The 13,733-nt window shown below is 69.2% G+C and carries 11 protein-coding genes; 4 read left to right on the top strand and 7 right to left on the bottom strand.

The window, feature by feature from the left end:
• Positions 1-27: 27 nt before the first annotated feature.
• From LFM09_RS02790 to LFM09_RS02770, 5 genes are all read right to left on the bottom strand, one after another.
• Positions 28-1,857 carry a diguanylate cyclase domain-containing protein gene (locus tag LFM09_RS02790; protein ID WP_414094614.1) on the bottom strand — a complete coding sequence of 610 codons (1,830 nt, stop codon included), beginning with the start codon at positions 1,855-1,857 and terminating at the stop codon, positions 28-30.
• The gene (locus tag LFM09_RS02785; protein WP_414094613.1) at positions 1,857-2,657 is read right to left on the bottom strand and encodes an SAM-dependent methyltransferase; all 801 of its coding nucleotides are present in this window, start codon (positions 2,655-2,657) and stop codon (positions 1,857-1,859) included. The genes LFM09_RS02790 and LFM09_RS02785 overlap by 1 nt, the downstream gene beginning before the upstream one ends.
• Before the next feature lie 101 nt (positions 2,658-2,758).
• The gene (locus tag LFM09_RS02780; protein ID WP_414094612.1) at positions 2,759-3,199 is read right to left on the bottom strand and encodes a hypothetical protein; all 441 of its coding nucleotides are present in this window, start codon (positions 3,197-3,199) and stop codon (positions 2,759-2,761) included.
• Complete coding sequence (locus LFM09_RS02775) at positions 3,177-3,794, bottom strand: RNA polymerase sigma factor (RefSeq protein ID WP_414094611.1); 618 nt, start codon at positions 3,792-3,794, stop codon at positions 3,177-3,179. Before LFM09_RS02775 ends, LFM09_RS02780 begins: the two co-directional genes overlap by 23 nt.
• Positions 3,795-3,848: 54 nt before the next feature.
• Entirely contained in the window at positions 3,849-4,736 is an 888-nt protein-coding gene (locus LFM09_RS02770; protein WP_414094610.1) for a S8 family peptidase, read from the bottom strand.
• Here LFM09_RS02770 and LFM09_RS02765 point away from each other — a divergent pair.
• Together LFM09_RS02765 and LFM09_RS02760 are read left to right on the top strand one after the other, a co-directional pair.
• Positions 4,707-5,066, top strand: a complete 360-nt coding sequence (locus LFM09_RS02765; protein WP_414094609.1) for a hypothetical protein — start codon at positions 4,707-4,709, stop codon at positions 5,064-5,066. The two genes, LFM09_RS02770 and LFM09_RS02765, sit on opposite strands and share 30 nt — an antisense overlap.
• 59 nt (positions 5,067-5,125) lie before the next feature.
• On the top strand, positions 5,126-7,714 hold the full coding sequence (locus LFM09_RS02760; protein WP_414094608.1) for a CHAT domain-containing protein: 2,589 nt from the start codon (positions 5,126-5,128) through the stop codon (positions 7,712-7,714).
• Here LFM09_RS02760 and LFM09_RS02755 read toward each other — a convergent pair.
• A complete protein-coding gene (locus tag LFM09_RS02755; RefSeq protein WP_414094607.1) occupies positions 7,711-10,947 on the bottom strand; it encodes an NACHT domain-containing protein in 3,237 nt (1,078 codons plus the stop codon). The two genes, LFM09_RS02760 and LFM09_RS02755, sit on opposite strands and share 4 nt — an antisense overlap.
• Before the next feature lie 31 nt (positions 10,948-10,978).
• Here LFM09_RS02755 and LFM09_RS02750 point away from each other — a divergent pair, with 31 nt between their 5' ends.
• Together LFM09_RS02750 and LFM09_RS02745 are read left to right on the top strand one after the other, a co-directional pair.
• Positions 10,979-11,872 carry a MauE/DoxX family redox-associated membrane protein gene (locus tag LFM09_RS02750; protein WP_414094606.1) on the top strand — a complete coding sequence of 298 codons (894 nt, stop codon included), beginning with the start codon at positions 10,979-10,981 and terminating at the stop codon, positions 11,870-11,872.
• Positions 11,873-11,912: 40 nt separating this feature from the next.
• Positions 11,913-13,454, top strand: a complete 1,542-nt coding sequence (locus LFM09_RS02745; protein WP_414094605.1) for an FAD-binding oxidoreductase — start codon at positions 11,913-11,915, stop codon at positions 13,452-13,454.
• Here LFM09_RS02745 and LFM09_RS02740 read toward each other — a convergent pair.
• Positions 13,429-13,701 (bottom strand): YggT family protein, encoded by a 273-nt coding sequence (locus LFM09_RS02740; RefSeq protein WP_414094604.1) that lies wholly within the window; start codon positions 13,699-13,701, stop codon positions 13,429-13,431. The genes LFM09_RS02745 and LFM09_RS02740 overlap by 26 nt on opposite strands.
• Between the last annotated feature and the right edge of the window lie 32 nt (positions 13,702-13,733).

Raw genomic sequence — 13,733 nt, 5'->3', positions numbered from 1 at the left:
TGTGGCCGACCTGACGGCCACAACCACTCACGACACCACCAGGTCCACGCCGAGCGCCTGCAGTTCGTCGCGGTCGCCGGGACCACCGATCACGTGCACGCCTGCCGATCGCAGCAGCGGCACCATCAGCGACAACCCCTGCCGCGCCAGCCGTTCCGACGGCGGCCGGGCCAGCCGGACACCCCACACCGGGCTGCGGTCCACAGTGGACAGACCGGCGAACCCGCCGCCGAACTCGTGCAGCAGCACGTGGACACCCATGTCGTGCAGGACTTCGAGGTTCTCCTCGCCGTCGGGCATCGCCCGCACGTCCAGCGCCAGGAACAGCGACGAAGCAGGGAACGCGCAGGCGCGCAGGTTCGAGCGCACGTGCGCCGCCAGGTCCGGGTCCCGTGACTGGTCGGGCGACAACCGGACCAGCACCGGCTCCCCGCGTGAACAGGCGTCCTGCAGCACCAGCTGGCCGAGGCGCGAAGCCAGTCCGAGCGCGTCGGCGTAGGCCACGACCTCGTCGTGGCGCGAAGCACCCCAGCGCACGGATGCCTCGACGAAGGCCGAAGATCCCGAAACCCACGACACCGGCGAGTACTCCACGGAGATCTCGCCGTTCTCGAAGGCGCCGGGCATGGCCGCGATCCGCGCGAAACGAGCACGATCGACGACGTCCGCCTCGTGGTCGTAGATCGCCCACTGTCTCTTGCCACCGGCCTCGGCCCGTCGCAGCGTGGAATGCGCCCGCCGCAGGACGACCAGCGGATCCACACCGGGCCCGACGGCGTGCACGAAGCCGATCGACGTCGACACCGCGACGCCCGCGCCCTCCAGGTAGACGGGCTCGGACAGCTCCTCGTCGATCATCGCGGCCAGCGCGGCGACGTCCGGTGATCCCTGGATCAGGACAACGAACTCGTCGCCACCCACCCGCGCGACCACGGCGTCCGGCAACACCACCCGCAGCCGCCGCGCCACCTCCACCAGCACCGCGTCGCCCGCCACGTAACCCAGGCCGTCGTTGACGATCGTCAGGCTGTCGACGTCGAGGTAGGCCAGCGTGTGCGGCAGGCCGGACGCCAGCGCGGACTCCAGCCTGTCGGTGAACGCCGCCCGGTTCGGCAGGCCGGTCAGCAGGTCCGTCAACGACTGGTGTCGCAGCCATTCCTGCAGCATCCGCTGTTCGGTCACGTCCTCGATCAGCGCGACGTGGAACTTCGGCAGCCCGTCCGACCCGCGCAGCACCGACAGCACGACGTTCGCCCACACCGTGTCGCCGTTGTTGCGGGTCAGCTCCCACTCGCGCCGGTCAGTGTCCACAGAGGACGAGATCATCCGTTCGCAGGCAGACGCCAGCGCCACCGCGTCCGCCTCGACGAACAGCTCCTTGGGCATCTCCTCGTGCCCGAGGATCCCGGCCAGCGCCTCGTTCGCCTCCACGACGGACCCGTGGACGTCGAAGATCGCGATGCCCACCGCGGTCGACGCGAAGACCTGGGCGAACCGGGCCTCGCTGTCGTGCAGGTCGCGCTGCGCGTCCTCGACGGCCTTCAGCAGCGCGTTCTTGACCTTCTCCTGCTCGGCGAACAACTGGTCGCGCGTCGCCCGCACGTACCCGGACGCCAGCGCGCCGAGCACCTCCGGCGGGAACTCCGGTGCGAGCACCTCCAGCGTGCGCCGCAACGAGTCCGGCCCGGTGAAGCGCTTGCGCACCAGCCATTCGCCGATGGCCACCGCCGCCTGCCCAGCACGCAGCCGGGCGGCGTGTTCGTCGAGGTGCTGCGTCAGCTTCCGCCGGGACATCGGCGAGTACGCGCTCTCGATCAGAACAGCCGCCCAGCGCTGTGCGAGGGGCGAGGGGGCCATCAGGGCTTGCGACCCACCGCGGCGTAGAGGTTGGCCTTCGACGGTTCCGCGCCGACGTCCTCGGGCGTCTCCGGCCGCCACTCGGGCGTGAAGACGATGCCGGGCTCGATGATCTCCGTGCCGGACAACATGTCCGCCACCTGCGCACGGGTGCGCGGCGTGATCGGCTCGGCGGTCTTGGCGAAGATCTCCTTACCGGCCGCCATCGCCGCCGGCATGCTGTCCGCGGTGAAGTGCGACAGTGCCAGGTACGAGCCCGAGGAGAGCGATTCCACGTAACGGGACAGTACGCCCCACGGATCGTCGGAGTCGGGAATGAACTGCAGGACACCCACGACCAGAAGCCCGATCGGCTGGGAGAAGTCGAGGTGCTCCCGAGCCTGAGCGACCACCTTCTCCGGTTCGCGCAGGTCCGCGAGGAGCGCGGTCACGTTCGGCTCGTTGGCCAGCATGAGCTCGGCGTGCGTGATCGCGACCGGCTCGAAGTCGACGTAGACGACCTTCGAGTCAGGGGCGACCTCGTGCGCCACCTCGTGGACGTTGCCGACAGTCGGGATTCCGGATCCGAGGTCGAGGAACTGCCGGATGCCGAGCCCCGTCAGTTCCAGAACGGCGCGGCGCAGGAATGCGCGGTTGAGCCGCGCCATCGCCCGCACCGGCAGCACCTTGATCAACGCTTCGGCCGTCTCGCGGTCCGCCTCGAAGTTGTGCCCACCGCCGAGGAGGTAGTCGTAGATCCGGGCGGAACTCGGCACGTCGACGTTGACACCTTCCGGAACCCAGCTGACTCGATCGACCACAGCAGCACACACCTCTCCAGTGCGAATTCTGAGCGTCGATAACCCTACTGGCCGCAGATGTAGGCCGAACGAATGAATTCCTCCATCACTCGAATGGTGTGTCAGAGGATAAACCAATCGGTGCAACCGTTTGCGAACCGGAACTTCACCGGTCCACGCGGGGCAACACCCATCACGAACGTCCCCAGTTCGTCGACGGCCGCAGTTTCGGCGTCCCCGTCGGGCGTCACCAGCGTGACCGAACCCGAGGGGGGCATCAGCTGGCCGGTGATCCCCGCCGCCGACACCTCCACCTGCAACGACACGCCCGCCGCGTCGAACACGAGCTGCCGCGCCGTCGCCGTCGACCGCGCACGGGCGAACAGCGTGTCGTCCAGCACGGAGTCGTACGAGATCAGCAGCAGCTCCTCGTCGATGTTCCGCCAGGTGAACGCGGCCTTCGCGGCCTCAACGAACTCCGGCGGGACCTCTTCGGAAGGTGTGCTCAACGCGTCGCGCAAGGCGTCGAGCAGCATCTCGTCACTTTCCCAGTCGTGCCGCACCCAGCACACCTCCTCTCATGGCCGGCGCTCCCAGGAAGGCTGAGAGCGCAGGGGTCTTGCGCAGTTTCTCCAGGCAACGTATCCGCGTCGGGCCGATGCTGCCGACCGGCATCGCGAGCTCTTCGCTCACGACCTGGTAGCTCGGCGGCGGATCGGTCATCAGCTTCGTCAGCAACCGCTTGCACTGGTCGGTGAGCTCGGCGAACCCGTCGCGCAACGCCTGCCGCCGCTCCACGGCCAGCAGATCCGCCTCCACGTCCGCGTCCGTCTGCTCCGACTCCAGTGCATCGGACTCGGACAACGGGTCGTAGAGGTGCGTTCGCTGCTGCACGCGCAGCACGCGCAGACACTCGTTGCGGGTGGTCGTCATGATCCAGCCGGGCAGTGCCTCGGGCTCGCGCAGCCGTCCGATCTGCTCCACGAGCCGAAGCCACAGCGTCTGGTTCACGTCGGCCGCGTCCGCCGGGCGCAGCCGGTGCTTGTAGATCACCGACACCACCAGCGGCGTGTACCGGTCGACGATCTCGTTCCACGCCGACTGGTCGCCCTCGGCCGCCGCGCGCACGAGCACGGCGATCGGGGATCCTGCGGTCACGTCGACTCCTTGCGGTCACAACTTGCGGAGGCCCAGGTTGCGCCCCAGATACAACTATTTGACAAAAACTCCGTAGCCGGGGTGGAACTCCACGTCGGCCAGCAGTTTGTCACGCGCCTGAGCTGCGGTGATGCCCTCGGAAGCCATCACGGCGGCGATCCGGCCGCTCATCCACGGCGCGGAGAACGACGTGCCCGCCCAGTACGCCCACAGCGCGAACGGCGTCGGCGCGGGCTCGCCGGGCAGCTGCCAGTCGCCCTTGAGGTACGTGGACGCCCGGTTGCCGACCGCGCACGCGTTCACCCAGTGGCCGAAGCTCGAGTAGCAGGCGGGGATCAGCGAGCCGTCCCTGTTCTGCGCGAGCGCGGCGACGGCCGTGACACCGCAGAACGCGGCGGGCCAGGTCGGCCGTTGGTCGCCGCGGTTGCCGGCGGAGGCGACCACGACGACGTCGCCCGGCAGGTTCTGCAGCGTGACGCGCAGAGGCTCGGACGCCACGTCGTCCTCTGTGTAGCAGCCGAGCGAGAGGTTCAGGATGTTGATCTTCTTCTTGCCCAGCTCCGCGATCTTGCGGCAGAGCGTCTCCTCGTCACCGAACCCGTTCGGGTCGAGCGCGACCTCGGGGTCGAACTGGACGCCCGGCGCGGCGCTCTGGATGACGCCCGCGACGAACGTGCCGTGGCCGCCCTGCAACGCGAACTGGCCGCCGGGGGTGAAGGCCTTGTCGATGTCGTCGACCTCGGAGGCGTAGCGGTTCTTGAACCAGTCCGAGTGGTCGCCGACCGCGGTCTGGGAGATGCCGGTGTCGATGATCCCGACCCGGATCGCGGCGTGGCGTTCGTCCGCCTTGGGCGCGGAGACCGGGTCGGTGGGCCGCGGCCGGTCGCCGGGCGTGCCCATCACGTTGCCGCCGTGGCCGACGATCAGGTGGTGCGGTTGCACGAGAGGCACCCGCTCGTTCGGCCAGTTTCGTTGATCACGCAACAGGCGAACGATCCTGGGAATGTCTTCGGCGTTGTTCGGCAGGATCAGCCGGGCCATTCCGGCGAATCCCTCACCGGGGCGGGCGTCGATATTGTTCTGCCGCAGTTTTTCGATCACCCGGTCGCGGTCGGCGGCGCCGACCAGCAGCTGCCCGGGGCGATAAAGGAATTCACGCCCGCGTTCGGCGTGGAAGCTGATGTTCTTGTCCTCGGCGATGAGCTGCTGAAATGCTCTTTCGTAAAGCTCAGAACGTTCCGGCGTTTTCGACACCTTGGCCTCACAAAGTAGCGGTGACTCCTCACCCCGACCGAGCTTGATCAAACTACCACACCCGATAAAGTGACGCCGTGACCGATTTTTGTGCGGAGGACGCGCTGGAGGCCAGGCAGCGCAACCCTCGTGCGGCCGTCGAGATGGCCCGCGCGGTGCTCCGCACGACGGATGATCGTTCGGAATGGGCGATCGCGGAACGCGCGATCGGCTTGGCTCTGCGCGAGCTGCACGACCTGAGCGGCTCGGTGCGGCACCTGCGCCGTTCGATCCGCATCGCCACCGACGCGTCGTTGCCACAACTCGCCGCGATCTCACGGGTGGGCCTCGCGTGGGTCCTCGGCTACATGGGAAGGCACCGCGCCGCACTGCGCGAGCTGGACCTCGCGGTGCCCGAGCTCAGCGATGTCGACGCGGTGGCCGCCGTCAAGGCTCGCGGCATCGTCTTCCACTACCTGTGCCACTACGACGAAGCTCAGCGGGACTACACCGCCGCCATCTCGGGTGCCCGGCGCGTGGGCGACAAGATGGTGGAGGCGCGCGCTTTCAACAACCGCGGCCTCGTGCGTGCCTACGTCGGTGACATGCGTGAGGCGTCGGCCGACTTCGACCGGGCCGCGTCGCTGCTCGCCGAGCTGGGGCAGGACCTCGGTGTCGCGGACGTGCACTGGAACGCGGGCATCATGGCCACCCGCAACGGTGACGTGCCGGCCGCGCTGGCGTGGTTCGACAAGGCCGACGAGGTCTACCGCCGCCTGGACGTACCACGCCCCGCCCTGCTGGTGAACCGGCTGGAACTGCTGGTGTCCGTGCCGCTGGTGGACGAGGCGCGCGTGGCGGCCGACCGCGCGATCACCGAGCTGAAGGCGTTGAAGAGCCCGCTCGGCGTCTCCGAGGCCCTGTACTTCCGTGCCCGCATCGCCTTGCTGGACAACGACCTGGACGCTGCGAACTCCTTCGCCGCCGAGGCCCGTCGCCGGTTCCGCCGCGAACAACGCCTGCTCTGGGCCGCGGGTGCGCGTTACCTGGAGCTGCACGCCGCTGTGCTGCGCGGTGACCGTTCGCGGCCGTTGCGTTTGGCGTTGTCCCGGGTGGCTTCGGAGCTGGACGCGATGGACTGGCGGCTGCCTGCTTTGGAGGCTCGCATCGACGCCGGTCTGGTCGCGGCCGATCTCGGCCATCGCGCGCGTGCCGTCATCGAGTTCTCGCTGGCCGCTGCTTCCAGGAGGCGCGGCCCGGCCGGTCTGCGGGTGCGCGGCTGGTACGCCGAGGCGTTGCGCCGCAAACTTTCCGGTGATGTTCGCGGCACGTCTTCCGCGCTGCGCCGGGGGATCGGGTTGCTCGACGAGTACCGGGTGTCGCTGGGCGCGGCCGAGTTGCGGGCCATGACCGGTGCGCAGGGGCAGGCGTTGGCGTTGGAAGGGCTGCGGCTCGCCGTGGCTTCCGGGAACGCCGCGCGGGTGCTGTCGTGGACCGAGAGCTGGCGTGCGGGCGGGCTGCGGATGAAGTCCGTGTCTCCGCCCGACGATCCACGTCTTGAGGACGCGCTGGCGTCGTTGCGTGCGGTGACCTCGGACGTGGAGTCGGCGATCCTGGCCGGGAAGCCCGCGGGAGCGTTGCGCGCCAAGCTGGTCCGTGCCGAGCAACGCGTCCGCGACCTCACCCGGCAGATGTCCGGCGGGGTGGCGATGTTCAAGCCGCCGTCGGTCGGCGCGCTGGGCGCGGCGCTGGGCACGTCCGCGCTGATCGAGTTCGTCGAGCACGAGGGTGTGCTGATGGCGGTGGTGCTGGCCGACGGCCGCGCCTCCCTGCACTCGCTCGGCGCGGTGGACGGCGTCGTGCGCGAGATCCGGTTGCTGCGCTTCGCTTTGCACCGCCTGGTGACGTTGCCGCCCGGGATGCCGAACCTCGCCGTGGCACGATCTTCGGCTGCCCACGCGGCTGCGTTGCTGTCTGAGCGGTTGCTGGCGCCCTTGGCTTCTCGTGTTGACGGACGGCCGCTGGTCGTGGTGCCGACCGGCGCGCTGAACGGCCTGCCGTGGGCGGTGCTGGACCGCCAGGTGACGGTCGCGCCGTCGGCCGCGGTGTGGCTGCGGGCGCACTCCGTTGCCGACGCTTCTGGTGAAGCGGTGCTGGCCGCCGGGCCGCGGATGGCTGCCGCCCCTGCCGAGATCAAGGCCATCAGCGCGCACGTGCCGGGTCGTGTTCTCGTTGACTCGGAAGCGACTGTGAGCGCCGTTGCGTCCGCAATGGACGGTGCGGCGCTGGCGCACATCGCGGCTCACGGTTCGTTCCGCGTCGACAACCCACTGTTCAGCGCTTTGGAGCTGGCTGACGGGCCGTTGACCGTCTACGACATCGAACGGCTGCGCACTCCACCGACTCTGGTCGTGTTGTCTGCTTGTGACAGCGGGCAGTCCGCGGTTCGTCCTGGCGACGAGTTGATGGGATTCACCGCGGCGCTTCTGGGGTTGGGCACCCGGACGTTGATCGCGCCCGTGGTGCCGGTGCCGACCGATGGCACGGCGCCGGTGATGGTCGAGCTGCACCAGAAGCTGGCCGCCGGGTTGGCTCCGGCTGAAGCATTGGCCGCAGTGCAGCGGGCTGCTGCCGACGACGCTGCTTATGCTGCGGCCGTTGGGTTTGTGTGCTTCGGAGCTGGTTAGGCCTCCAGCCAGGCTGTGAGCGCCCGGTTGTACGAGGCGGCTTCGATCGCTTTCGCGCGTTCGCCGACTTTCACCAGTTTGTCGGCTGCTTCGACGCCCTTGGCGACCTCCGGGTCGTGGCTTCTGACGACGTCGAGCCACAGCATCACGGCGTGGTCGAGCAGACCGTCGTTGACGAACACGTCCGCGATGTCCATGCGCTGCCACACGTTGAGGTTCGACTCACGCACCTTCTGCACGATCACGCCCGCCAGCGCGGACCCGCTGACCTCGAGCACGGTCGCCACGCAGTCGTCCACCTCCTGCCCGCCGAGCGACCGCAGGAAAGCGTCCAGGGCGACCTCAGCCGCCTTCTCGGAGCGTCCGACCCGGTGCAGAACGGGAGCGAAGCGCCGGGCGACTGCGGGGTCGTGTTGCCCGACTACGACGAGCAGGTGGTCGAACAGCTTCTGCGCCTGCTTGGGGACCTTCTTGGTGATCATGCCGTCGAGGCACACGGCTGCGGACATGGCGTCGAGCGGCTCGGTGAGCAGGCTCCCTGCGAGCTGGCCGGCTTCATCGGAGTGGCCGGCCTGGAAGAGCGCGGCGGCTGCCGCGGCGCGCTGCGCCGGCAGCCCGTCGACGACCTCGGAGTAGACCTGGTACGCGTCGAGTCCCACGGTCAGCAGGTCGGTCACCAGCGGCAGGAACGACCGCTCACCGTCCACGCGGAACACCCCCGCCCGCCCAACGAGGTCTTCGAGTTCCTGATCGGAGAGCATCAGCGGTTCGGCGAGTCGGATCGGATCGGCCGGGCGGAGCGAATTCCGCTCCAGGACCAGTTCCAGCACCTCCCCGGGCTCGTAGGGACCCAGGAGTTCGCAAGCGCGGACGAACTGGTCGTTGTCCGCGCTCGGACGGGTGAGTACGGAGCGCGCGAGTTCGATCATCACGTCGCCGGTCAGGTGTTCGGCGACGATCAGCACGTGCTCCGGTGTCAGCGACCGGGCACGGGCGACGAGCGAATCGACCACTGCTTCCCGGTCGTGCGCCAGCAGGGCGCCGACAGCGCTGCGGAAGTTGTCGTGGTCCACAGAGGACTGCGCGAGGATCTGTTGCGCCACCCACACCACCTCTTCCTGGCACCCCAGCACCGACGCCTGGTGGCAGAGGGTGTGCCAGCTGTACGGGCTGGTGTTCGCGAGCGCGCCGGAATGAGGGACGTGCGGGCTGCCCTGTCTGATCGACCGGTCGGACCGCAGACGCCGCACGACATCGCGCAGCACGTGCCGTGCGGACTCCCGGCGCTCGACGTCGAACCTCAGCGTGTCCATCGCGTAGAGGTGGAGCGAATAGCTGTCGGTGGTCTTCACCAGCCGCAGCACCAGTTCCTCCGCGAGGTCGGCGCCGTTCGGCACGATCTCCGCGAGCCCCGACGCGATCGCGCTCAACGCGTCGGAGTGCCGCACGTCCGCGTATTCCTGCAACCACGTCACCGCCTGCTCAGGCGAGACGAGGTGCCCCAGTGCCACCGCGCACCCGATCCGCACGACACTCGGCAGATCGTCGTTGTCGCGCATGGTGTGCAGCCTGGGGACGAGCAGGTGCGCGATGGACTCGTTGTCGAGACCGGCCAGCACCCTGCCGATGTTCCTGGCCTCGGGCCACGGGACCTCGCGGACGCCGTTGGCGAGCATCAGCTTGACGAGCCGGTCCACCACCTCAGCCGCGCGTTCCGGTGTGATGGCGACGTCTTCGGCCAGCAGGCGGCCTGCCAGCAGGGCGTGTTTGACGCCGCCCTCCAGCAGTCGCTCGATCACCAGGTCGAGGTCGTGGCCGGGTTTGCGGCCCCACAACGCGAAGGTGAACAGGACCGAGGTCTCGCGGGCCGGTTGGGTGCCCAGTTCGACCCACTCGTCGAGGTTCGGGAAGTCGGCGGGGATTCTCGCCGACCGCACCCGCGCGGTGAGGAACTCCGCGAACGAGTGGTGCAGGAACTTCAGCCCGCCGGTGCCGTGCACGAACACCCCGGTGCTGGCCAGGACGGCCAGGACGTCCTCCGCGTGCGCCTTGAGGCTCGTGACCCAGTCCGACGCGATCTCCAGCAGTGGGCGTTCGGACTCCAGGCGTTGCACGGCCAGGTGTTCGACGAGTTCCTGGCGGCGTTCGTAGAGCCACTCGATCTGTTCGACGCGTTGAGGGTCGTCGGCGTGGGCCTTGCGGAGTTCGGCGAGGGTGGTGCGGCCGCTCGCCCTGTCGTCGAGCAGGTAGCCCATGAACCGCTCGTACAGGTCCGCGCGGTTGTGCGGGAGTTTGCGGTGGGGTTCCAGGGTGTTCGCGATGGCCGCGATCGTGGCGAGCAGCGGATTGCGGACGAGCTCGCGCAGGCGGCCGTCGTGGACCTGGCTGACGAACTCGGCCGCGCGGTCCTTGGAGTTCGTGGGGTTCTGGGCGCGGAACCACGCGGAGGCGAAGTCCTGCAGCTCCACCGGGCCGAACGGCTGGATCGTGAAGAGGTCGATGTCCTGGCCGTGCAGCTTCTGCAGCTCGTCCGGCGGCAGCGGGCGGGTGGTGATCACCAGGCGGTGGTCGCTGCCCCGGCGCATGCGGCTGACCAGGGCGTCGATCACGCGGTCGCGGCGTTCCGGTTCGGCGATCTCGTCGAGACCGTCGACGAACACCAGCCAGCGGGCGCCCAGTGCGCGTTTGGCGAAGAGCTCCGGTTTGAGGGTGGCGTTGAGGCGGCGGTCGCGCACGGCGTTGGCGAGGAGTTCGCTCCACGGCAGGTCGTCCGCCAGCGCCTTGGCCGGGATGCGCAGGGGCATCACGGGTTCGGACGTCGGCGGGTCGGCGCTGGTTTCGAGCCACTCGGTGGCCAGGCGCTGCACGTACATCTGGCCGAGGGTGGACTTGCCGGCGCCGGGTTCGCCGGTGATCAGCAGGTGCTTGCCGCGGGCCAGGGCTTCGCCGATCGGCACGGGGCGATCTTGCTGGCCGGTGCCGCGGACGCTCTGCTGGACGTAGACGCGGGTCAGCTCCGGTTGCTTCACGCCGAGGAGGCGGTAGGGGAGCGTTTCCGCTGCTTCGCGTTGGACGTGGAGGAGGTCTTCGAGCTGCTCGGTGAGTTCGGGGCGGTCCTGCCACGAGGTCAGCGGCGGGTGCTGCTTCTCGGTGCCGTGCAGGTGCAGTTCGCCGATCTCGTTGGCCTGGACGACGTGGCCGTGCACCGTGCTGCGGTGGACCTCGTTGTGCATGGGGAACGTTCTACCGGAAAGGTGTGCGCCCGTGACGGTATTGCTGGGGTTGTGGGCGGCGCGGCTGTTGGCGGCGGTGGTGTTCGGGTGGGCGGCGGTGGCGAAGCTGCGGGACCTGGCCGGGACGCGGCGTGCGGTGGCGTCGTTCGGGGTGCCGGACGGGTGGGTTCGGCCGGTGGCGGTGGCGTTGCCGGTGGTCGAGTTGGTTGTCGCTGTCGCGGTGCTGCTGCCGTGGACCGCTTTTGTCGCCGGGCTGGTGGCGTTCGGGCTTTTGGCGGTGTTCTCGGTTTTGGTGGCGCGGTTGCTGCGGTTGGGGCGGCGGCCGGATTGCGCGTGTTTCGGCGCCTCGGGGGCTGTTAGCGGTTTTACGTTGGTGCGCAACGGGTTTCTGGCTGTTCTGGTGCTGGTCGCGGCGTTTGGTGGCGACGTGCCGTTCGGGGTGCCTGGCGAGTGGGCGGTGGCGACGGCGGTCGTTGTTGCTCTGGGGACCGTGCAGGTGTGGCAGGGGTTGGAGCTGCGGCGGTTGAAGGCACCAGCGGAGGTCGTTCAGGTGACGGCGCCGATCTTCGACCTGCCGAGCACCGGTGGTGGGCGGGGTGGCCTGTACACCGCGCTGGCGCCCGGGTTGCCGGTGGTGTTGCTGTTTCTGAGCACTGGATGTGTGCCGTGCTCGCGGATCGCTGCGGAGGTGCCTTCGTGGCGGGAGCGGTTGGACGGGAGGGTCACGCTGCTGGTGATCGGTGACGCTGACTTGGCCCGAGAGCATCAGGTCGGTGAGGTGCTGGTGCAGCAGAGCGACGAGGTGAGTTCGGCGTACGAGCTGAGGGGCACGCCGTCCGCGGTGCTGGTCGATCCGGCGGGACTGGTCGTGACGACTGCTGCCGGTAGCTATGCGATCCGCGAGTTGGTGGCGGGTTTGTCGTGAGGGGTTACGGAACACGGTCGTCTCGCATAGGTTGCACGCCATGACAACGAGGTCGTGGTGGGGCTGGGGCAACGTCGAGGACGCCGTCACCCCCGATGAACGCCGTGCGCTGGCCGACCGGGTCCGGGCGGTCCTGCCGAACGCGGACCTGACGTTCCACGAGGCGCCGGACCCGTCCGCGCTGGACGTGCCGCCGCCGAAGATCCAGCCACCCGGCGACCTCTACTCGACCGACCCGCTCGACCGGCTCCGCCACGCCCGCGGCCAGGCCTACCGCGACGTCACCCGCAACCTCGCCGGGGACGTCGGCGAGCTGCCCGACGCCGTCGCCCGCCCGCGCACCGAGCAGGACGTCGTCGACGTGCTCGACTGGTGCGGCTCGAACGACGTCGCGGTCATTCCGTTCGGCGGCGGCACTTCCGTCGTGGGCGGGGTCGAGCCGCGTGGGCTGGACCGTGTCGTCACGCTTGATCTTCAGCATCTGGACCAGGTGCTGGAGGTCGACCCGACCAGCCGTGCGGCGCGCATCCAGGCCGGCGTGCTGGGACCGGACCTCGAAGCCCAGCTCAAGCCGCACTCGTTGACGCTGCGGCACTTCCCGCAGTCGTTCGAGTTCTCGACGCTCGGCGGCTGGCTCGCGACCCGCGCCGGCGGCCACTACGCCACGCTCCACACGCACATCGACGACCTGACCGAGTCGCTGCGGGTCGTCACGCCTTCAGGGATCTCGGAGTCGCGCCGGCTGCCGGGTTCGGGTGCGGGGCCGTCGCCGGACCGGCTCTTCCTGGGTTCCGAGGGCACTCTGGGCGTGATCACCGAGGCGTGGATGCGGCTGCAGTCACCGCCGGCGTTCCGCGCGGGGGCCTCGGTGCGGTTCGCTTCTTTCGAACGTGCGGTTGAAGCTGTCCGGCTGATCGCGCAGTCCGGGCTGTACCCGGCGAACTGCCGGCTGCTGGACCCGGCGGAGGCGTTCCTCAACGCCGGTTCCGCGACTTCCGTGCTGGTGCTGGCGTTCGAGTCGGCCGACCATCCGGTTGATTCCCTGCTCGCTCGCGCGTTGGAGCTGTGCGCTGGCGGCGAGGTTGTGGAAGGCGCCGCTCAGCAGTGGCGGAAGTCGTTCCTGCGCATGCCTTATCAGCGCGACGCGATGGCGCAGCACGGGATGATCACCGAGACGTTCGAGACGGCCTGCACCTGGGACCGGTTCTTCGACCTGCACGCGGCCGTCGTGGCCGCGGGAACCCGTGTGCTGCAAGAGGTTTGCGGCATCGGAGTCGTCACGTGCCGCTTCACCCACGTCTACCCGGACGGCCCCGCGCCCTACTACGGGATCTACGCGCCGGGCCGTTGGGGCAGCCTCACCACGCAGTGGGACGAGATCAAGGCCGCGGTGTCCGAGGCGTTGATCGCGCACGGCGGCACGATCACGCACCACCACGCCGTGGGCCGCGATCACCTGCCCTGGTATCTGCGGCAGCGCCCGGACGTGTTCGGCGCGGCCCTGGCCGGAGCCAAGGCGGCGCTCGATCCATCCGGCCTGCTCAACCCTGGCGTCCTCACCACACGATCGAACGCAGGATGAGCGCCGCGAAGAACACGACCGTGAACGCGAGGTCCAACCCGAACCCGCCGAACCGGACCGGCGGCAACACCCGCCGCACCGGCGAGATCACCGGCTCGGTCACCGCGTGCGCGAACCGCCGCACCTTGTAGACCCCGTCGCCGCGAGCCTGCAGCGTGACGGCCCAGTCCACGATCATCCGGCCGATCATCACGATGATGAACAGCGTCAACAGCCAACCGAGCAACCACCCGACGAGCCCGAACAAGATGGCCTCCTAATGTCCTGTATGTCCATGAA

The organism is Lentzea alba (assembly GCF_047445655.1).
GTDB classification, from domain to species: domain Bacteria; phylum Actinomycetota; class Actinomycetes; order Mycobacteriales; family Pseudonocardiaceae; genus Lentzea; species Lentzea alba_A.
This window is presented reverse-complemented; position numbering and strand designations above follow the sequence as displayed.

What these genes read in the sequence shown, in the direction of transcription:
- LFM09_RS02790 (WP_414094614.1), bottom strand. Translation starts at nt 1,857, where the DNA reads ATGGCCCCCTCGCCCCTCGCACAGCGCTGGGCGGCTGTTCTGATCGAG.
- LFM09_RS02755 (WP_414094607.1), bottom strand. Translation starts at nt 10,947, where the DNA reads ATGCACAACGAGGTCCACCGCAGCACGGTGCACGGCCACGTCGTCCAG.
- LFM09_RS02745 (WP_414094605.1), top strand. Translation starts at nt 11,913, where the DNA reads ATGACAACGAGGTCGTGGTGGGGCTGGGGCAACGTCGAGGACGCCGTC.